The organism is Pedobacter folensis (assembly GCF_056490665.1).
Map to the genome: position 1 here is coordinate 702240 of NZ_JBWJIF010000003.1, position 19123 is coordinate 721362.

Sequence of the window (19123 nt, forward strand, 5' to 3'; positions counted from 1 at the left end):
GCAGTTTATGGAAAATTACTTATTTTTTCCCTTCCCTAACCATAATAAACTGTTGATGATCATTTTATTCTGTGTTTCATTGCCGAAGGTGTAAGAGAGCGTTTTATTGGTTTTATCGTACTTGTGCTCGTAATCAATATCATTATGCCCCATGTTTACATAAACCATTTTAAATTTTTTATTGCTCCAAACCACCGGGTAATAACCATTATGCCAGATCTCGTGTGCTTTTGGCCCGGTACCTAGCGGAAAACTAGATGAATCAATAGATAGTAAAATCTGGATGTCTGGGTTTTTTCTTAAATCATTCTGCCAGCGATACCATTCGTTGGGCTGTGCTTTAAAGGTATTGGGCAGGTGTTTGGTTACCGGATGTTTTTTGTTTTCTACTTTAAGTATTGCCGATGTTGGTCGCCAGGTATTACTGCCATATTCACCCGATCCTAAAAAAGTATGGTGGTACCAGTTCCAGTTTTGAACGAAAGCCGATTTTGACAGGGCAAAGGCTGAAAAATGAAAGCCCATCCATCCGCCACCATTTTCCATATATTTTTCAAAAGCCTTGCGCTGTTCGGCTGCTTCCGGCCGGGTATCTAAAAACAAAACAACCTGATATTTAGCTAGAAATCCGGCATTTAAATTATTCCAGTTTGCCGTAGAATCGTAGCTGAAGTGATATTTTTCAGCCATTTTAGAAAACCATTTGTTTGCCTCATGAACGAAACTGATATGCGCCTGATCATTTTTGGCCGTGTAAAAGGCAATGACCTTAAATTTTGGTTTGCCCTGTGCAATAACCATTGAAATGCTGAAAAAAACAACTAAAATGGTGAGTATCGATTTTTTGGCCTTATACATTTGGTCAGATTAGCTTACTAAATTAATAAAACACCGTTTAATTGAATTTGCCTTAGAAAATAACAAAGCCAGAATGTGGTTTTACAAACAGTTCAATCGATTGATATTATGATCCCAATTCAAATACCTGTAGTTTTTTTACCAATCTTTCCCTTTGGTACCAATCGTTATAAACAAGTTCTATTTGCTTTACTTCGAAAGTGCCAAAATCAAAATCCCTGTACTTTTCGATCAGATTAAGCAAAACATCTTTATGTTTCAGCTCCGATCTGAAACGGATTACTGTAGCATGGGCAGTTTGGATGGTATAACGTTTATCGATGCTTTGTTGCAAACCTGAATTTTTAAAGCCTGCCCGTAAATCGTCTCTGATTTCGTTTAAGGTATCCGTTAAAAAACCTTGAATTAAAATACAGGATGGTGATGCCGTAAGCCCTTTAAACTGAATTTTGAAACTTTTATGCCTCGCAAGCACCTTTTGGATAAGCTGAATATAGTCCTCCACCTCAATATCCTTTAAATCGAAGCCCTCATAACAGGAAATGATAGACATTAAGGTAATGTGGATATCTGAATTTTGATAATAATATTGATCAGGTTCAATGGCTTCCGCTTCCGCTAAAAACTGTTGGATGTTGGTGTTGGTTGCCGCATCAGGCCTGATGACCAAAGTGAGTCCAAAACGCTGGTCGGTATCTGAATCGATTAAATGATCTGTTTCATAACGGCCAGCTGATATTTTCGCAACAGCGTCGGTATACAGTTTATGGTAATGTTCGGCTAAATTCATTTTTTATACACAAAAAAGTCGCAGGGGTAAAACCTGCGACTGAATTATTTATCTTGTGAGATGCTGAATTAAATTCAGCATGACGATTCGTTTTATGCTAACAAGGTTTTCCAGCTTACTGCCGAGCCAATAATGTTTCCTAAATCGGCAATGGCTACGCGTTCTTGCTCCATGCTATCACGGTGACGAATGGTAACTGTGTTATCTTCTAAACTTTGATGATCAACGGTAATACAGAAAGGCGTGCCCACAGCATCCTGACGACGGTAACGTTTACCAATCGCATCTTTCTCTTCATAAATACAGTTGAAATCAAATTTCAAGGTATCCATAATTTCGCGGGCCTTTTCAGGCAAGCCATCTTTTTTGGTTAATGGGAAAATGGCAACTTTGTAAGGTGCTAAAGCAGGGTGTAAACGTAATAAAGTACGGCTATCCTGTTTATCATCGGTGCTTAAATCCTGCTCTTCAAAGGCATTAATCATGGTTAACAAGAACATACGGTCTAAACCGATTGAAGTTTCGATTACATAAGGAACGTAATTGCCATAAGGTTTACCTTCTTCATTTAAATCGTTATCGAAATACTGCATTTTCTTGCCAGAATATTCCTGGTGTTGGGTTAAATCGAAATCGGTACGGCTATGGATACCTTCAACTTCTTTAAATCCGAATGGGAATTCGAATTCAATATCAGTAGCGGCATTGGCATAGTGTGCTAATTTTACGTGGTCGTGATAACGGTATTTTTCAGGCGAAGTACCTAAAGCTTTATGCCACTTTAAACGTGCTTCTTTCCAGTATTCGAACCATTTTTTGTCTTCACCCGGGCGAACAAAAAATTGCATTTCCATTTGCTCAAACTCACGCATACGCATAATAAACTGACGGGCAATTACCTCATTTCTGAAGGCTTTACCAATCTGCGCAATACCGAAAGGAATTTTCATCCTTCCAGATTTTTGAACGTTTAAAAAGTTTACGAAAATACCCTGCGCTGTTTCCGGACGAAGATAAACTTCATCGCTACCTTCGGCCATTGCACCGAATTGGGTACTAAACATCAGGTTAAACTGGCGTACATCAGTCCAGTTAGAAGTTTTAGAAATCGGGCAGATTACTTTGTAATCAACAATTAAATCTTTTAGCTGTGCTAAGTTTTCCGATTTCAGCGCAAGGTTCATTTCTACCTCAAGCGTTAAACCTTTTTTAACAAATCTCCAGCTTGCTTCCTCCACAAAAGGATATTTTGCGTGGTCTAAAATCGTTTCCTCATCTTTAAATGTTGGAACCCAGCTTGCCTGACCCTCATCACTTAAACCCAATATTTCTTGCTGAAATGCTTCAAATTTCGCCTTATTCTCCGCACTGAAATTGGCCAGTTCTGAATATAACTCATCAATTTTATTCTCTAATAGCTGATCGGCACGGTAACGTTTTTTAGAATCTTTGTTGTCGATCATGGGGTCGTTAAAACCATCAACGTGTCCGCTGGCTTTCCAAACCTTGGGATGCATAAAAATTGCAGAATCAATCCCTACAATGTTTTCGTGCATCTGCACCATAGCTTTCCACCAGTAGGTTTTAATGTTGTTTTTTAACTCGGCACCCAATTGGCCATAATCGTAAACAGCACTTAAGCCATCATATATTTCGCTGCTCTGGAATACAAAACCGTATTCTTTAGCGTGTGATATTACATTTTTAAATTGTTCGTCGTTATTCTTTTGAGCCATAATGCAGCAAAGATAATAAATAAGGTAAAAGGTAAGAGGTAAAAGGTAAAAGGTTTTTGATCAAGCTAAAAAAACAATCCGATCGTCCTGCTGAATTTATTTCAGCATCTTTTAAGGGAATCAGATCCGTGATAAGTCAGCTTATTTGCCCTTAAATCTCTTAAATGGTTCAAATGATTTGAAAAGCAATTGGAACGCTAATCGGTTTAATCAACCCTGCTTTCCGCTTTACTTGTTACACTCGTGCCCGCTGCAATCAAGGTAAAAGGTAAGAGGTAAAAGGTTTTTGATCAATGGCAAAGGAGCTGCAGATTTTAGAATTTCTGCACTTAACTTCGGTGTGCTAAGGTATCTTAAGTGGTCGAAAACGGGCGAAAGGGAGCCTTGTCAGTCAGTTTATATGCCCTTAAATCTCTTAAATGGTAAAATAATATGGAAAGCAATTGCCGTGCTAATCGGTTTCAGTAGTCCTGCTTTCCGCTTTAATCGTTACACTCTTGCCCGCTGCAATCAAGGTAAAAGGTAAAAGGTTTTTGATCAATGGTAAGGAACTGCAGATTTTAGAATTTCTGCACTTAACTTCGGTGTACTAAGGTGTCTTAGGTGGTCGAAAACGGGCGAAAGGCAGTCTTGCCAGTCAGCTTATTTGCCCTTAAATCTCTTAAATGGTTCAAATAATATGGAAAGCAATTGGAACGCTAGTCGGTTTCAGTAGTCCTGCTTTCCGCTTTAATCGTTACACTCTTGCCCGCTGCAATCAGGTTTAGGTGGCCACTTTAGTGCTTCTATTTTTGTATTAATAGCAAACAGCCTGACCGAAGCCTTCCCATAAAAGGCTACAGCACCTTTACTCATCAAGCCTAAATCAGCTATAAAAAAAATCGGTGCAACTAAATGTCGCACCGATTTTAAAATTAAGCGCATGATTAGGTTTTGCTGGCTTAAATGCTGATGTCCCTTTCCTCTTCAACACTTAATACGCCATCAATTTTTTTGATATCTGCAATTTTATGATTGCCCGGAACAATTACGATTACACCAATTGCATCTAAGGCTTCTACATCTTTAACACCAATTTCCTTCAGCGATTTGACTACTAAATCCATTGCGTCGTTTTTTACAGATATTAACCATTTTGTTTTCATCTTATAATTTTTTCTATTGGACCAATTGGATCGATAGGGAATTTCGGATTAACTAAAATAGGGAGTTTATCAATTGGGAATTTATCAATCGGTAATCTATCAATTGGGTATTTTATCAATCTTGTTTTTGTAGGTGCCTGTACCAATCCAGCTCCTACATCTCTACCTGGTAAAGGTAAGGCTTTTGCCGTTGAGGTTAATTTTCTCCATAAATTAATTCCTCTCAAACCCGATGCTTGTGCCCATAGTGCTGCAATACCTGCAACATGTGGTGTAGCCATACTGGTTCCGTTCCAGCTTGCATATTTGGTGGGCAGTTTTGTAGAAGAGTATACGTTAACACCCGGAGCGGCAATATCTACAGCGCCATAAGTTGGGTAAAGGCCTCCGTTAGAAAAAGCAGCTACATTCATATTCACATCTACCGCACCAACAGCCATTATTGACGGGCAATTTGCAGGGTGCATTACCTGTCTTACCGTGCCTGGCCTTGCCGAGTCGTTTCCTGCAGCAGCAATAATTAAAGTGCCTTGTGCCAAAGCGCGCGCTGCAGCGGTTTCAAAAACAGCTGAATAACCTGCTCCTGTTACAAAGCCCCTCAGCGACATGCTTACCACATCGCAACGGTTGGCAATGGCCCAGTTAATACCGGCAAGAATACCACCATCACCACCAGATCCACCATTGCTTAAAACTTTTCCGATATAAATACTCGCGGCATATGCAATACCGTATCTTTCAGTAGCCGATGGCGAGCTAGAAGGGCCACAGGCCGTACCAGTACAGTGTGTGCCGTGGCCATGTCCATCTTGCGTACTTTCTCCGCTGATAAAACTTTGATGAACAACAGGGCGGCCAGCAAAATCAGGGTGATTGAAATCAAATCCTGTATCCAATATGGCAACTTTAATGCCGGCACCATTGTAAGGATTGTATCTTAAAAAGCTGGTGGGTACCACATTGGTGGCTTTTAATCCCCAGGTGGCGCCAACAGATTCTACTTCCGATTCTTGCTCTTCATAGCTGTAATCTTCTGTTTCGGTTCCAACCAATACATTGGTCATTTGGTTTACCGCATCTCTGTAACCCTCTACATAATTTTGGGTACTTTCATCCAGCATTCCAATGGCATAAACTACTCTTTCCTTTTCTACAATCATTTCAGTTTCGCCTAAACTGCTGATTGAATTTTCAATTTTTGGTTTTTCGTTTACAATAGCGATACCTAGCTTGTCTAGGATGATACCATCGGTTTTAGCAAGGTCTTTATCCGTGAAAAACTCGTTTTCAAATTCTAAGGAGCTTTTTAAGTTCAATCCGCTAACAGAATTGATCTGGTTAATAGAATCGGAGGTGTTAGATCCTTCTGGCAGTAATACCAGGTATCTTCCGGTGTACTCTACTTTTTCTTCTTTTTTCAATGTTTTTGACATGGTTTTAATGTTTTAGGTTTTGCCTACTCTATTCAGGATTTTCGGCTTGTTCCTTTGTGTTAAACAATACCCAAAATTGGAATAGTTACATTGAAGAAATGGCAGGTAAAACACTAAAAACCAGTAGTAAAAGCAACAAAATAAAAAGCGGTAAAAACAACATTAAAATATGGGGAAAACCCCATCTATTATCCATAAAAGTTTTATCACATTTGGGAATAAAAGTTAACTTTAATTAAAACTTAAAAATTATGGAAATGCAACATCTGCCAACCTATGCTATCGTGTTTTTATGTGGGGCGCTAGCGTATTATCTGTTACAAAAAATAATCGATCTTATGAAAAAAAACGAAAGACCTGGACATCCAAATACAATGGATCCGGCCACAATTCAGCAAATGGTAGATGGTTACCGCAATAATCATTTAGCGGCCATTAATAAAGTATTGGGCATAACCGATTCACATTCGGTTTCTTTCGGCTTAAAAACCTTAAAGAAATTTATTGCCGACATCGAATTTTTTAGCAAAAAAGTAGACCCGCGCATTGCAGATGGGGCGCTGGGTATCCGTTTTTATTATGCTGCTTATCCAAAAGAGAACGAATGGAATGGCTTTGAAGGTGAAAAATCGATAGGCAAAAATTATGCTCAGAAACATACACTGGTGATGATCCCTACTTTAAAAAAGAAGAGTAGTGACGGAAGCTTCCAGGATTATGACTTTAATCCTTTAGACCGTACCACTTTTCCACTAAAAGAAAGAGAAAAGCAGCAACCAGTTACCTTGATGGCCATGAGTTCGGATAGTAATGCAAGCCAGTCGCGTGAGGTAATGGCTCAAAATCACGGACAGCTTATTCCACCTGCAGAAGCTGCGGTTGAAATTTATTAATGTGCCATAGGTATGAACAGCTTTCAGAAATTTCTGAGCGATAGCTTTCTTTGGATTGAAGGAGGGACTGCAATTGTTGCTTTGCTGCATTTAAAAGGCTTAAAAAAGCAATACTGGCGTTTTTTCGTATATTTTCTGGTAGCTGTTTTTAGCTGTGAGGCCTTTGGTAAATGGGGAGGAGCCTACCTTAGTTTTTCTAAAACAACCTATTATAACTATATCGTTATCCCTTTTCAGTTTATCTTTTTTTACTGGCTTTATGCTTTGAAATCTTTTAACAATAAAAAGCTGTTTTGGGTACTCTCCTTATTATATTTAATATCATTTATACCCAGCGAATTCTACTTTAAAGGGAGTAAAATAATCTTTTCATTTAACTATACTTTTGGTTCCCTTATTTTGATGGTTTTAGTGGTGATGGAATATTACAAACAGATCACCTCTTCCGATATCATTAATTTTAATAGAAACAGGATGTTTTATGTTAATTTGGGGGTAACGTTGTTTTATATCGGAACCTTGCCGTTTTGGACGTTTTATTACCTGCTGGTAGAATATAAACAGATCTGGAATATTTATTTCGATTATTTTCTGGTATCGGGGATTGTAATGTATATATTATTCTCAATTTCATTTATATGGGGAAAACAGAACTCTTAATTACAATCATCCTTTTTAACCTGTTTTTCGTGCTGTTTGTTGTGGCCATTATGGTTTACATTAAAAAATACAAAGAGCGGAAAAGAGAATATCTGAATGAAATCAAAATCACCAACGAAATACATCAAAAGGAACTTTTAACTACACAGCTAGAAATACAACAGGCCACCATGCAACAGATTGGCCGCGAATTGCACGATAATATCGGGCAAAAATTAACATTGGTGAGCCTTTATACCCAGCAATTGGTGCACGAAAATAAAGTGCCACAGGCAAGTACAAGAATTGAACAGATTTATCAGATTATTAATTCATCGCTCCAAGACTTGAGAAGTTTGTCGAAAAACTTAACGAACGATAATATAAGTGAAAATGAAATTGTAACTTTAATACAGGAAGAAGTGAACAACCTTAATGCTTTGAAAAAATGTAAGGTAACCTTTCAATACAATTTCGAAAGTCTAGATCTTGAGTTTGTGAAAAAGAATGTATTATTGAGGATAACCCAGGAATTTCTTCAAAACAGTTTAAAACATGCACATTGCAGTAACATTAAGATTCAATTAAGTTCTTCACCTGAGGTTTTTTTAGTCTTAAAAATACAGGATGATGGTGTAGGATTTGATTATGATCAGATCACTTCTGATGGTATAGGATTAAAAAACATGAAAAAAAGAGCCGAAATAATCGGTGGACAATTTAACTTAGAAAGCAAACCCGATTTAGGCACCACCCTTACTATTATTTTAAATGGCCCGGCATGAAAAAAACTATAGTTATTGTTGATGATCATATCCTGATTGCAAAAGCACTTCAAGGCATTATCGATAATTTTGCAGCCTTTGAGGTGATCTACGTTTGTGAAAACGGAAAAGAGCTGATTAAAAACTTCGAAAACAGCAATAAAATACCCGATATTTTACTTTTGGATATTAGTATGCCCATTATGGATGGTTTTGAAACCGTAACCTGGGTAACCGAACATCACCCGGAGGTAAAGGTAATGGCGCTGAGCATGCAGGGTGAAGAAAAAAGTGTGATTAAAATGGTGAGCAACGGCGCTAAAGGTTACCTGTTAAAAAATGCACATCCGGTAGAGCTCGAAAACGCACTGACTAAATTGAATATCAACGGATTTTTTTATCCTGATTGGGCATCAAAAATCATTTTCTCCAGCCTGAATAAAACCAAAGATGTGGAGATCAAAATTTCAGATCGGGAGAAGGAGTTTTTAAAATACACCGTTACGGAGCTAAATTATAAAGAAATAGCGGATAAAATGTTCTGTAGTCCAAGGACTGTTGAAAGCTATCGCGATCAGCTCTGCGAAAAACTCGAACTTAAAACCCGGGTAGGATTGGCTGTTTTTGCCATTAAGAATGGATTTGCCTAGAGGTTAATCGTTTAAACTGTATAAACTGGTTAATTGTGCATGATGTTTAAAATTGTGGATTAAGCAATTAGCCAATTTAAACAATTAAGCAATTTCAACAATTAACCATAACCATTTAACCACCTCGACAATTAACCGATTAACCCGTTTAACAGTTAAGCAATTTGTTTACTTTTGAAGCATGAAATTTCATCATTTGCTATTCCTGGTTATTGTTGCAGTTTTTACCTCATGCAAACCAGAAGAAAAAAGCCATCAATATATTAAGTTTAATACACCCGCAGAGTTATATCAATTCTTAAAATGGTCGCCAGAAAACCGTTTTCCACTAATTAGTGCGCATCGTGGTGGCCCAATGCCTGGTTTTCCTGAAAACTGCATCGAAACGTTTGACAATGCCACTACCTATAATCCGGTCATCATCGAATTTGATATCGCTTACAGTAAAGATTCGGTAATGGTGATTATGCACGATGATAAGCTCGATCGGACTTCGACAGGAAAAGGGCCGATCGGCAACTATACTTACGAGGAGTTGAAAGCCTTTAATCTTAAAGATGATGCGGGCAAAGAAACAAAATTTAAAATCCCGACTTTAGATAGCGTATTGAGCTGGAGCAAAGGAAAAGTTTTGTTAACTATCGATTTAAAAAAAGGAGTTTCTTACTCGAAAGTGATTGAAAAAGTAAGACAGTATAAAGTGGAAAGTAACTCGATAATTATCACCTATACTGCAGATCAGGCGAAGGAAGTACATCAATTGGCACCCGGGCTAATGATTTCAGCCTCCGTCCAGAAGAAAGCGGAATTGAAACGATTAAATAACATGGGCATTCCCAATAACCGCATTGTAGCTTTTGTTGGTGTATCTGCTCCTGATAAAGAACTCTATCAATACCTGCACAATAAGGGCATTACCACTATTTTAGGCACCATGGGGAATATCGACAAGAGTGCCATGGCCAGTCCAGTAAAAAATGTTTATTATCATTTGGTTAATAACGGTGCAGATATTTTATCGGGCGATAATTTACCGCAGGCATCAGAAGAACTGGATAAGTTTAGGTATAATAAAAAAATAAATTCACCATATGTTAATTAACCACAGACAAACAGGATAGACACAGATCGGGAAACGTTAAAATCTGTGTTTATCTGTGTAATCTGTGGCAAAAAAATAAAATGAGTATTTCAGTTAAAAATCTTTCTAAACATTACGATAAGCAAAAGGCGGTCGATTCAATAAGTTTTGAAGCCAAACCAGGTCGTATTTTATGTTTTCTTGGCCCTAATGGTGCTGGTAAATCTACCACCATGCGTATGCTAACCGGTTATTTAGAACCAACATCTGGTGAGGCTGAAATTTCTGGAAAGAGCATTCTTTCAGAAGCTATCGAAGCTAAAAAACATATTGGTTACCTTCCTGAAAATACCCCGCTTTATGCTGATATGTATGTAAAGGAATTTTTAAATTTTGTTGGCCAGACCTATAAGCTTAGCCATTTACCTGCACGGATTGATGAGGTAATCAAAATGGTAGGTTTAACACCAGAACAGCATAAAAAGATCGGGATGTTATCAAAAGGTTACCGCCAAAGGGTAGGTTTGGCACAAGCCATTATACACAATCCGGAAGTTTTAATTTTAGATGAACCCACTTCTGGTTTAGATCCCAACCAACTGGTTGACATCAGGCAGCTGATCAAAATATTAGGCGCAGCTAAAACGGTTATCATTTCTACGCACATTATGCAAGAGGTTGAAGCCATTTGTGATGATATCATCATTATCAGCAAAGGTAAAATCGTAGCGAAAGATTCCCTCGAAGGCCTGAAAAAAAACCACCAGCAACAATCATTAGAAGATATTTTTAGAAAACTTACCGCTTAATTCATGTTTTGTCCAAAAATTAAAAACGCCTTAATCACCTTTCTATTTTTAATGCCTTTTATATTGAAAGCCCAAAGCACCACCAGTATTGGTATTGGCGCAGAAATAGGTTTACCATCAGGAAACTTCGTTAATTTATCAGGAATAGGTTTGGGCGCCTCAATAAAAGCTGATTTTCCAATAGCTGCTGATTTTGCCATATCCCTAAATGGAGGTTTTATGAATTTCTTTGGTAAACGAAACCAGTTTTTTAAAGTTCAGGATTTAACTTATCTACCCGCTAAAGCTGGCTTGAAATATCAGCTGGGTGAAAGCTTTTATGCCGAAGGGCAGTTAGGTGCAGCATTGCCACTAAACAATGGACAAAAAACCTTATTGGTCTGGTCGCCGGGCATTGGAAATCAATTTAAGCTATCGGGCGAAAATAAACTGGATTTAGGCATAAGATATGAAGCATGGACAGGAAAAAATGAGTTTTCCGATTCAAATAAAACAAACACCAAAGGTTTTGTTGGAATCAGATTTGCCTATATGTTTGGGTTATAAGTAATAATTAAGAAGCTCCCTTATTGTTTTTTATTCAATTAATTCATGATAAGCATACAATAATTTAGTCTTTTTTAGCACGCCTACAACTTATTGGAATAAAAACTGTTTGTGTGTAATTGTCAGTAAATCAATGTCTTGTGCTTTTGTTTTAGCTTCATTTGTTTCGTTTGTAACGTTTTTGGCATAATGCTTGTCTAAAAACAGTAAATAATTAACGAACAATAATCTAAAAATCACATGAAAAAAGTATTACTTTCTTTATTAATGGTTGCGGGCTTAGGCTTTGCAGCTTCAGCTCAAACAGAAGGAGCAGTTCAAAAACTAAGCATCGGTGCTGAGTTTGGTTTACCAACAGAGAAAAATTCAAAGACCTTAATCGTAGGTGGTTCATTACAGTACGAACATCCGGTAGCAAAATCTTTAAGCCTAACTGGTTCAGCTGGTTATTTATCATTAATGCTTACAGGCGATACTAAGGACGCTTTTAAAGCATTAGGACTTCCAACAAGTACAGGTGTAGTTCCACTAAAGGCTGGTGCTAAATACTATTTTGGTGGTAACTTCTATGGCGCTGGTGAATTAGGTGCTGCAATTAGTACTGAAAGCGGTGGCAACACTTTATTTGCTGTTGCACCAACTTTAGGTGCATCGTTTTCTGTTGCCGATAAATCTAGTTTAGATTTCGGTTTACGTTACGAAAACTGGTCAGGAAATGGCGGTTCTACAGGCTTTATCGGCTTACGTGCTGCATTTGCATTCGGTTTATAATAAAAACCATAATTCATTCAAAAGCCTCCACGAAGTTGGGGGCTTTGTTGTATATCAGCCATTTAACGTGGTAAAGTTGGAAAACAAAATTTTAACTATCAAATTAGTTTATTTATTATTGTACTGTTTTCGCTGATGAGGCGAAGGCACGGAAACTAAAAAATAATTTGTAAAAATCAGATGAAAAAACTAGTATTATCTTTATTAACAGTTGCAGGTCTAAGCCTTGCAGCTTCAGCTCAAACAAGTAAACCTGTAATTTTTGGCGTGAAAGCCGGGGTAGCCTTTCCAAACATGACCATATCATCAGGAAGTACATCGGTCAGTTTTGATGCAAAAACATCTTATTATGTTGGCGGTACAGCCGAATTTGTATTATCTGATGTAATTTCAATTCAACCGGGCTTAACTTTTATAAACAAAGGAACAAAACTGGCTAGTGGTGATATTGATTTCGAAGATGATGATATTGCAGTTACAGATGAGGCAACATTAAATTTTAAATACCTGGAGTTACCGGTAAATTTATTAGCGAATTTTAAATTAGGAAACGCTGGGAAAGTATTTCTAGGCGCAGGGCCATACTTTGCCTATGCATTAAGTGCAAATGGTAAATACGGGTCGATAAAAGAAGACATTAAATTTGGCGAAGCAGAATCAGAATTTAAAAGAACCGATTTTGGTTTAAACTTTTTGGCTGGTTACCAATTAAACAATGGCTTTAACATCCACGCAGGTTATGGATTGGGATTAAGCAGCATTGCAGATACTGATCTCTCAGATGAGATTACCTTTAAAAATAAAGTTTTCTCAGTAGGCGTTGGTTTTGCTTTCTAAAACCAAGGCAAATAAAAAGTGATTTTCAAAAAAACAAATGAAGTCATCATGATTTTCAAAATCATTCATTAAATGAAAAATCGTGATGGCTTCATCACAATTGAAAACAAATCTAAACTGATGAAAAAACTAGTATTATCTTTATTAACTGTTGCGGGTTTAGGCTTTGCAGCTTTAGCTCAAACAAACAATCTCAAAATTGGTGTAAAAGCAGGTGTAACATTTCCAACCTTTAGTGCATCGGGGACCAAAAACAATGGGTATAAACAAAAAATGAGTACCTCTTTTTTTGTAGGTGGAACGATGGATATTTCTGTTTCAGAAATATTCTCAGTCCAGCCCGGCTTATCTTTAATTGGTAAGGGTGGGAAAAGTGATTTTTCTTATTTTAATGCGGAGCCAGGAAACATTTATACGATTACTGCTAATTCGAAAATCAGTATGATGTATATTGAACTTCCTGTAAATGCAGTATTTAATTTCGATTTAGGTGATGGAAAATTTTTTATTGGTGCAGGCCCTTATTATGCAATGGCCATAAGCGGAAAAAATAAATCTACAGCAACATTAAGTGGTGGAGGTAGTACCATAACTAATTCAGAAGAAGAAGAAATCAAATTTGGAGAAGATGGTACGATGAAAAGAGGAGATTTTGGGATTAATTTCTTAGCAGGTTATAAGCTAAGTAATGGTTTTAACATCAACGCGGGTTATGGTTTAGGCTTGAGTAACCTTGATTATGCTGATACGAATAAATCAAAAGTAACTAACCGCGTATTATCAGTGGGTTTAGGTTTTTCTTTCTAAACCGAATCGGGAAATATTGAAGAGGCTGTACCATAAGTTTAATTCAGTTCTAATTTGTCACGTTGAGTTTCCCGAAGAATCGGGACAAGTAGTCGAAACGTTTTGCGAGACTTTAAGCAGGTCCTTCGACAGGCTCAGGATGACAATTCTATTTATGATAAGGCCTCTTTTTAAATTTAAATATTGCAGATTTGATAATCCATTCATTTAATCAATTCCTTTTAAATTTGCAGGAATAAATGGTTAACTTCGGCGTTTTAATAGCACATGTACGCAGTTTTTAAACGCGAGTTATTCAGTTTCTTAAGTTCGATGGTTGCTTATATAACCATTGGCATTTTTCTATTGGTTTCTGGCCTGTTACTTTGGTTTTTTCCTGATACCTCCATACTTGATTATGGTTACGCTGAACTTGATGGTTTTTTCAGTTTGGTTCCTTATCTTTTTATGTTTCTTATTCCTGCCGTTACAATGCGGTCTTTCGCCGAAGAGCGGAGAGAAGGAACATACGAGCTTTTAATCACACGGCCCATCCAGATCTGGCAAATCATCTTCGCAAAGTATTTAGCGAGCCTGGTTTTGGTATTATTTGCCTTAATCCCGACGTTAATTTATTATTACAGCATTTCAAAGCTGGGTTTTCCTGAAGGAAATATCGATTCAGGATCGGTAATTGGCTCTTACATCGGTCTGTTTTTATTAGGTGCTGCTTTCACATCCATTGGCATTTTCTCCTCTGCGCTGACTAAAAATCAGGTAATTGCTTTTGTAATCAGTGCCACTTTATGTGCATTCGCTTTTTTAGGCTTCGATTATAGCAGTCAGCTTGCTGCATTTCAAAGCATCGGCAACATGATCAGTAGTTTAGGAATCAATCAACATTACACCTCGATAAGCCGTGGTGTTTTAGATACCAGAGACCTCATTTATTTTATTACGTTTTCAGTGCTGTTTTTATTGGTCACTAAAATAATCATAGGAGGGAAACGATAATGAGGCTGAAGCATAAATGGATTAGTTCTATCATCGTTATAGCCGCATTGATTATTTTAAATGTTGTGGGGCAATATGTTTTTCATCGTTTTGATTTTACGGCCGATAAACGTTTTACTTTAAGTGATAAGACGAAAGCTTTATTGGAGCAGAATGAAAAACCGGTCATCATTACTGTCTTTTTAGCTGGAGAGTTACCACCTGCTTTTAAACGGTTGCAGGCTGCGGTGTCAGACATTTTAGCTGACTATCGGGCTTATGCTAAAACCGAAGTTAAGGTGGTTTTTGTTGATCCGCTAGCCGGGCTTAATCAGTCCGATCAGGATACTGTGATCAATAATTTATACGACAGGGGAATAGAAGCAACCAATTTGAGCGTGAAAACTGAAAGTGGATTAACGCAGAAACTCGTTTTTCCGATGGCCATGATGGAAAGCGAAGGGAAGGAATTTCCCATTAAGCTCTTCCAAAATTTAGATACCCGGGGAAATTATGAAGATAATATAAACCGTGCTATTGAAAATCTGGAATATATTTTTACTTCAAGTTTAAAGAAAGTACTGTCGGGAGATAACCCTCGTATTGGTTTTTCCGAGTCAAATGGCGAACTCTCCGATTTGCAACTGGCTGATGCCATTCACACCCTATCAAGCAGTTATTTGGTTGGCCGTATCGATTTAAATAGTATTGATAAAGCAGGGCTTGATAAATTGAAAATGCTGGTTATCGCCAAACCCAAAAAACCTTTTACAGAAACGGAGAAATATAAAATCAATTATTTCGTAATGAATGGTGGGAGGGTCCTCTGGAGTATTGATCAGGTAAGTGCCGAATTGGACAGTTTGCGGGGAAAAAGCGGACAAATGGCGGTTAGCAGTAATTTGAACCTTGATGATATGCTTTTTATGTATGGAGCAAGGATTAATTATGATATTATTGCTGATCCGGCAAACAGTGCCGAAATTCCGGTTTCAACAGGTGTTGTTGGCGGGCAGAACCAAATGCAATTAGTGCCCTGGATTTATTACCCCATTTTATTACCCGATACCGTAGAAAGTGTTGTGAAAAAGCTGGATGGAATAAAATCCGAATTTCCAAGTACAGTAGATACCATTGGTGTAAAAGGCGTAAAGAAATCATATATTTTAGCAACATCTCCTTTTAATAAAGTATATAATGTGCCAAAATTGTTTAGCTTGCAAATGGTAAGCGAACAGTTAGATCCACGATCTTTCCAAAGTAAGCCACAGCATGTTGGTTTGATGTTGGAAGGTAATTTTCCATCGGTTTTTGCCGGTCGACCTTTACCGGCTAATATTACACAGCCTTACACCATGGAAAGTACAGGTAAAGCAGCAAAAATGATTGTAATAGGAGATGGCGATATTTTTAAAAACCAGGTATCGGAACAAAATGGAAATCCCTTTCCCTTAGGTTTCGATCGTTATTCGCAGCGTACTTTTGGCAATAAGGCCTTATTGCTCAATATTGTTGATTATTTTACAGATAACGACAACTTAATTGCGCTGCGGAATAAAGAAGTAAAAATCAGATTGTTGGATAAAGCCAAAATTAAGCTCGAAAAAACGAAATGGCAATTTATAAATGTAGTGGCCCCCTTGCTATTGTTAATATTCTTTGCGATTTTTCAACATTATTACCGCAAATACAAGTACGCTAAATAATTTTTATATTTTTGAAGAAGACTAAATAATATCATGAGATTTATTGTATCCACATCAACTCTATTAAAACACTTACAAACCGTAAATGGTGCATCAAGCAGCAGTACGGTTTTGCCTATATTAGAAAATTTTCTCTTCGAAATTAAAGATGGAAACTTAACTATCTCTGCTACCGATCTGCAAACCAGCATGACAACTGCTTTGGCTGTAGAATCAAAGGAAGAAGGTAAAGTAGCTGTTCCATCTAAAATTTTATTAGATACGCTTAAAACATTGCCAGATCAACCTATCGCATTTAATATCGATGACAGTACTTTTGCGATCGAGATCAGTGCCGGCGATGGTAAATATAAATTAAGTGGCGAAAATGGTGATGATTTTCCGAAGATTCCCGTAGTAGAAAACGCGTCTTCTGTAAATTTACCTGCATCTGTTTTAACTGAAGCCATTACAAAAACTATTTTTGCCGTAAGTAACGATGAGCTACGCCCCGCGATGACAGGTGTTTTCTGTCAGTTATCTCCTCAGCACATCACCTTTGTGGCTACCGATGCACATAAATTGGTAAGGTATCGCCGTATGGATAGCAAGGCAGATAAAGCAACATCATTTATTCTCCCTAAAAAAGCTTTAACACTTTTAAAAGCGGCTTTACCTTCAACTGATATTAACGTATCAGTAGATTATAACGCAACCAGCGCTTTCTTTAAGTTCGAAAATATCAATTTAGTGTGTCGTTTAATAGACGAACGTTATCCAGATTACGAGGCGGTAATTCCAACCAATAACCCTAATAAACTAATTATCGACAGAAGTCTGTTTTTAAACACACTTCGTAGGGTTGTAATTTTTGCCAATAAAACGACACATCAGGTAAGATTGAAAATTAGCGGAAGTGAGTTAAATATCTCTTCTGAAGATTTAGATTTTGCTAACGAGGCACATGAGCGTTTAAGTTGCCAATATGATGGTGAAGATCTTGAAATAGGCTTTAATGCACGCTTTTTGATCGAAATGTTGAGTAATTTAAGTGGTGATGAAGTGACTTTAGAACTTTCAACACCTAATAGAGCAGGACTTTTGATTCCGCAAACCAATGACGAAAATGAAGACGTTTTAATGTTGGTGATGCCGGTTATGCTAAATAATAGTTATTAAGAAAAAACTAATTTATTAGTTTTGATAAGAAAGTGGCTTGGTTTTTGACCGAGCCATTTTTGTTTTTAATCAACTAACACAAGCAATGAAAATCTATAACAATCTCTCGAAATCATTGATTTTGCTCACCGCCCTATGTAGTATAGGCTTTTCATCCTGTAAAAAGGATAATCCAGATGAAGTCGTAAAAGGCCAGGCCAAGGTGAAAATGGTCAACGCATCGCAGGCCGACGTACATCAGGATGTTTATTTAGATAATGAAAAACTAACCAGTGTAGCTTTAGCTTTTGGCGAAACCAGCGATTATGTAAAAATACCTTCAGGCAATAGAAGCGTTTCTTACGCCGGAACAAATAATACAACCACTGATACCTCGTTAAATTTTACACCATCTATTACCTATACTACTTTTTTGGTGACCAATAAAAAAGGAGAGTTGGAAATTGTAAGTTATGAAGATAATTTAAGTAATACAGAGGCCGATAAAGCCAAAGTAAAACTGATTAACCTGACGCCTAATTTTGCGACAGGTATCAATGTTATGGTGCAGGGTGGTACCCAGTTTGTAAATGGACTGGCTTTTAAAGAAGCATCGAGCTATTTTACAGTAGATACCGGATTTAATTTAAGATATACGGTAGTCGGTTCTGGTAATGTTAAAACTATTGATAAAACGAGCTTGGAAGGCGGTAAAATTTATACGATTTGGTTCAGTGGTACTACAGCTGCAACATTAGAAGCACATATCATTACCGATAATTAATTTCAATGTTTAATATGCTTTCTGCTATCTTTACGTTTTATTAGCATCAGCGATTAATTATGAAAAACAAAGTATTGTTTCCTAAAATATTTCTTCTTCTTACACTTGCCGTTTTAATCAGCTCATGCATCAAAAACGATAATTTAATTGAAGGTGATGCTAAAGTGCGTATTTTCAATAATATTATTTCTGATACGACTCGAAATTTTTATTTTAACGGAGCTGCATTTAATAGCCAGCCGGGTCAAACTGCATTGGCAACTGGTACAAATTCATCTTATTTTGTAGTTGAAGCTGATAAAGAATATGAAATTGACTCCCGAAACAGCATTACCAGTATAAGTAACAGCTCAATTAAACAAGCTTTTGGCTTAGGGAGAAATTATTCGATTTATTATACTAAAAGTGACAGTTTACCTTCAACCAAAGCAAAGCTGATTGTTTATGAAGATACAGTAAGACAAAACTTGAATCTTGCTCAAATTATGTTTATCAATATGGGTTATACACTGGGCTCAAAGGTTGTCATTACAGATCGTGCTGAAAGTTTCAAAGAAATATTGGGCTATGGAGAAAAATCTGGCTATAGACAAATAACCGACATTGGTAAAAGTAAAACGTCTATTGTTTTAAATTTAGTTGACTCTGCAGGTGTTCAAGACTCAATTTCCTATACTAATTTTGCTAAAGGAAAGGTATATACCGTTATTATTGAAGGCGCAAAGAATGGTAAACTAAAAGAGCGTTTGGTTCCCAATAATTAAA

At 37.1% G+C, this 19123-nt stretch carries 20 protein-coding genes; 15 read left to right on the top strand and 5 right to left on the bottom strand.

All coding sequences use genetic code 11. The annotated features are described in order from the left end of the window. Positions 1–15: 15 nt before the first annotated feature. From AC04QZ_RS17530 to AC04QZ_RS17550, 5 genes are all read right to left on the bottom strand, one after another. Positions 16–858 carry a ThuA domain-containing protein gene (locus tag AC04QZ_RS17530; RefSeq protein ID WP_478358816.1) on the bottom strand — a complete coding sequence of 281 codons (843 nt, stop codon included), beginning with the start codon at positions 856–858 and terminating at the stop codon, positions 16–18. Positions 859–964: 106 nt separating this feature from the next. Beyond that, on the bottom strand, positions 965–1648 hold the full coding sequence (locus AC04QZ_RS17535) for a 2'-5' RNA ligase family protein (RefSeq protein WP_478358817.1): 684 nt from the start codon (positions 1646–1648) through the stop codon (positions 965–967). Between the two features lie 92 nt (positions 1649–1740). After that, entirely contained in the window at positions 1741–3384 is a 1644-nt protein-coding gene (locus AC04QZ_RS17540; protein WP_086545208.1) for a glycine--tRNA ligase, read from the bottom strand. A gap of 941 nt (positions 3385–4325) precedes the next feature. Next, positions 4326–4490, bottom strand: coding sequence for a hypothetical protein (locus tag AC04QZ_RS17545; protein WP_478358818.1), 165 nt, complete (start codon positions 4488–4490; stop codon positions 4326–4328). A gap of 35 nt (positions 4491–4525) precedes the next feature. After that, complete coding sequence (locus tag AC04QZ_RS17550; protein ID WP_478358819.1) at positions 4526–5962, bottom strand: S8 family peptidase; 1437 nt, start codon at positions 5960–5962, stop codon at positions 4526–4528. A 338-nt stretch (positions 5963–6300) separates the two neighbouring features. Here AC04QZ_RS17550 and AC04QZ_RS17555 point away from each other — a divergent pair, with 338 nt between their 5' ends. The 15 genes from AC04QZ_RS17555 to AC04QZ_RS17625 all read left to right on the top strand — a co-directional run bounded on the left by AC04QZ_RS17555 (position 6301) and on the right by AC04QZ_RS17625 (position 19122). Beyond that, positions 6301–6855 (top strand): hypothetical protein, encoded by a 555-nt coding sequence (locus tag AC04QZ_RS17555; RefSeq protein ID WP_478358820.1) that lies wholly within the window; start codon positions 6301–6303, stop codon positions 6853–6855. Between the two features lie 12 nt (positions 6856–6867). Beyond that, complete coding sequence (locus tag AC04QZ_RS17560) at positions 6868–7515, top strand: hypothetical protein (RefSeq protein ID WP_478358821.1); 648 nt, start codon at positions 6868–6870, stop codon at positions 7513–7515. Next, positions 7494–8279: a sensor histidine kinase gene (locus AC04QZ_RS17565; protein WP_478358822.1), complete on the top strand. Its 786-nt coding sequence runs from the start codon at positions 7494–7496 to the stop codon at positions 8277–8279. The genes AC04QZ_RS17560 and AC04QZ_RS17565 overlap by 22 nt, the downstream gene beginning before the upstream one ends. Beyond that, positions 8276–8908, top strand: coding sequence for a response regulator transcription factor (locus AC04QZ_RS17570; protein WP_086545214.1), 633 nt, complete (start codon positions 8276–8278; stop codon positions 8906–8908). Before AC04QZ_RS17565 ends, AC04QZ_RS17570 begins: the two co-directional genes overlap by 4 nt. A 181-nt stretch (positions 8909–9089) precedes the next feature. Further along, positions 9090–10010 carry a glycerophosphodiester phosphodiesterase family protein gene (locus AC04QZ_RS17575; protein WP_478358823.1) on the top strand — a complete coding sequence of 307 codons (921 nt, stop codon included), beginning with the start codon at positions 9090–9092 and terminating at the stop codon, positions 10008–10010. A gap of 80 nt (positions 10011–10090) precedes the next feature. Next, positions 10091–10798 (top strand): ATP-binding cassette domain-containing protein, encoded by a 708-nt coding sequence (locus AC04QZ_RS17580; protein ID WP_478358824.1) that lies wholly within the window; start codon positions 10091–10093, stop codon positions 10796–10798. 51 nt (positions 10799–10849) lie between these two features. Beyond that, a complete protein-coding gene (locus AC04QZ_RS17585) occupies positions 10850–11344 on the top strand; it encodes a hypothetical protein (protein ID WP_478358825.1) in 495 nt (164 codons plus the stop codon). Between the two features lie 240 nt (positions 11345–11584). Next, positions 11585–12115, top strand: a complete 531-nt coding sequence (locus AC04QZ_RS17590; RefSeq protein ID WP_478358826.1) for a hypothetical protein — start codon at positions 11585–11587, stop codon at positions 12113–12115. Positions 12116–12295: 180 nt separating this feature from the next. Then, positions 12296–12952: a porin family protein gene (locus AC04QZ_RS17595; protein WP_478358827.1), complete on the top strand. Its 657-nt coding sequence runs from the start codon at positions 12296–12298 to the stop codon at positions 12950–12952. Between the two features lie 120 nt (positions 12953–13072). Then, positions 13073–13759, top strand: coding sequence for a porin family protein (locus tag AC04QZ_RS17600; RefSeq protein ID WP_478358828.1), 687 nt, complete (start codon positions 13073–13075; stop codon positions 13757–13759). Positions 13760–14026: 267 nt separating this feature from the next. Continuing rightward, positions 14027–14752, top strand: coding sequence for a gliding motility-associated ABC transporter permease subunit GldF (gene gldF / locus AC04QZ_RS17605; RefSeq protein ID WP_478358829.1), 726 nt, complete (start codon positions 14027–14029; stop codon positions 14750–14752). After that, positions 14752–16437 carry a gliding motility-associated ABC transporter substrate-binding protein GldG gene (gldG, locus tag AC04QZ_RS17610; RefSeq protein WP_478358830.1) on the top strand — a complete coding sequence of 562 codons (1686 nt, stop codon included), beginning with the start codon at positions 14752–14754 and terminating at the stop codon, positions 16435–16437. Before gldF ends, gldG begins: the two co-directional genes overlap by 1 nt. Before the next feature lie 33 nt (positions 16438–16470). Next, a complete protein-coding gene (gene dnaN / locus AC04QZ_RS17615; RefSeq protein WP_086545224.1) occupies positions 16471–17595 on the top strand; it encodes a DNA polymerase III subunit beta in 1125 nt (374 codons plus the stop codon). A gap of 85 nt (positions 17596–17680) precedes the next feature. Continuing rightward, positions 17681–18358, top strand: a complete 678-nt coding sequence (locus AC04QZ_RS17620) for a DUF4397 domain-containing protein (protein WP_478358831.1) — start codon at positions 17681–17683, stop codon at positions 18356–18358. 59 nt (positions 18359–18417) lie between these two features. Then, positions 18418–19122 (top strand): hypothetical protein, encoded by a 705-nt coding sequence (locus AC04QZ_RS17625; RefSeq protein ID WP_478358832.1) that lies wholly within the window; start codon positions 18418–18420, stop codon positions 19120–19122. Position 19123 lies beyond the last annotated feature (1 nt).

What these genes read in the sequence shown, in the direction of transcription:
- AC04QZ_RS17530 (WP_478358816.1), bottom strand. Translation starts at nt 858, where the DNA reads ATGTATAAGGCCAAAAAATCGATACTCACCATTTTAGTTGTTTTTTTC.
- AC04QZ_RS17535 (WP_478358817.1), bottom strand. Translation starts at nt 1,648, where the DNA reads ATGAATTTAGCCGAACATTACCATAAACTGTATACCGACGCTGTTGCG.
- AC04QZ_RS17540 (WP_086545208.1), bottom strand. Translation starts at nt 3,384, where the DNA reads ATGGCTCAAAAGAATAACGACGAACAATTTAAAAATGTAATATCACAC.
- AC04QZ_RS17545 (WP_478358818.1), bottom strand. Translation starts at nt 4,490, where the DNA reads ATGGATTTAGTAGTCAAATCGCTGAAGGAAATTGGTGTTAAAGATGTA.
- AC04QZ_RS17550 (WP_478358819.1), bottom strand. Translation starts at nt 5,962, where the DNA reads ATGTCAAAAACATTGAAAAAAGAAGAAAAAGTAGAGTACACCGGAAGA.
- AC04QZ_RS17555 (WP_478358820.1), top strand. Translation starts at nt 6,301, where the DNA reads ATGAAAAAAAACGAAAGACCTGGACATCCAAATACAATGGATCCGGCC.
- AC04QZ_RS17560 (WP_478358821.1), top strand. Translation starts at nt 6,868, where the DNA reads ATGAACAGCTTTCAGAAATTTCTGAGCGATAGCTTTCTTTGGATTGAA.
- AC04QZ_RS17565 (WP_478358822.1), top strand. Translation starts at nt 7,494, where the DNA reads ATGGGGAAAACAGAACTCTTAATTACAATCATCCTTTTTAACCTGTTT.
- AC04QZ_RS17570 (WP_086545214.1), top strand. Translation starts at nt 8,276, where the DNA reads ATGAAAAAAACTATAGTTATTGTTGATGATCATATCCTGATTGCAAAA.
- AC04QZ_RS17575 (WP_478358823.1), top strand. Translation starts at nt 9,090, where the DNA reads ATGAAATTTCATCATTTGCTATTCCTGGTTATTGTTGCAGTTTTTACC.
- AC04QZ_RS17580 (WP_478358824.1), top strand. Translation starts at nt 10,091, where the DNA reads ATGAGTATTTCAGTTAAAAATCTTTCTAAACATTACGATAAGCAAAAG.
- AC04QZ_RS17585 (WP_478358825.1), top strand. Translation starts at nt 10,850, where the DNA reads ATGCCTTTTATATTGAAAGCCCAAAGCACCACCAGTATTGGTATTGGC.
- AC04QZ_RS17590 (WP_478358826.1), top strand. Translation starts at nt 11,585, where the DNA reads ATGAAAAAAGTATTACTTTCTTTATTAATGGTTGCGGGCTTAGGCTTT.
- AC04QZ_RS17595 (WP_478358827.1), top strand. Translation starts at nt 12,296, where the DNA reads ATGAAAAAACTAGTATTATCTTTATTAACAGTTGCAGGTCTAAGCCTT.
- AC04QZ_RS17600 (WP_478358828.1), top strand. Translation starts at nt 13,073, where the DNA reads ATGAAAAAACTAGTATTATCTTTATTAACTGTTGCGGGTTTAGGCTTT.
- gldF (WP_478358829.1), top strand. Translation starts at nt 14,027, where the DNA reads ATGTACGCAGTTTTTAAACGCGAGTTATTCAGTTTCTTAAGTTCGATG.
- gldG (WP_478358830.1), top strand. Translation starts at nt 14,752, where the DNA reads ATGAGGCTGAAGCATAAATGGATTAGTTCTATCATCGTTATAGCCGCA.
- dnaN (WP_086545224.1), top strand. Translation starts at nt 16,471, where the DNA reads ATGAGATTTATTGTATCCACATCAACTCTATTAAAACACTTACAAACC.
- AC04QZ_RS17620 (WP_478358831.1), top strand. Translation starts at nt 17,681, where the DNA reads ATGAAAATCTATAACAATCTCTCGAAATCATTGATTTTGCTCACCGCC.
- AC04QZ_RS17625 (WP_478358832.1), top strand. Translation starts at nt 18,418, where the DNA reads ATGAAAAACAAAGTATTGTTTCCTAAAATATTTCTTCTTCTTACACTT.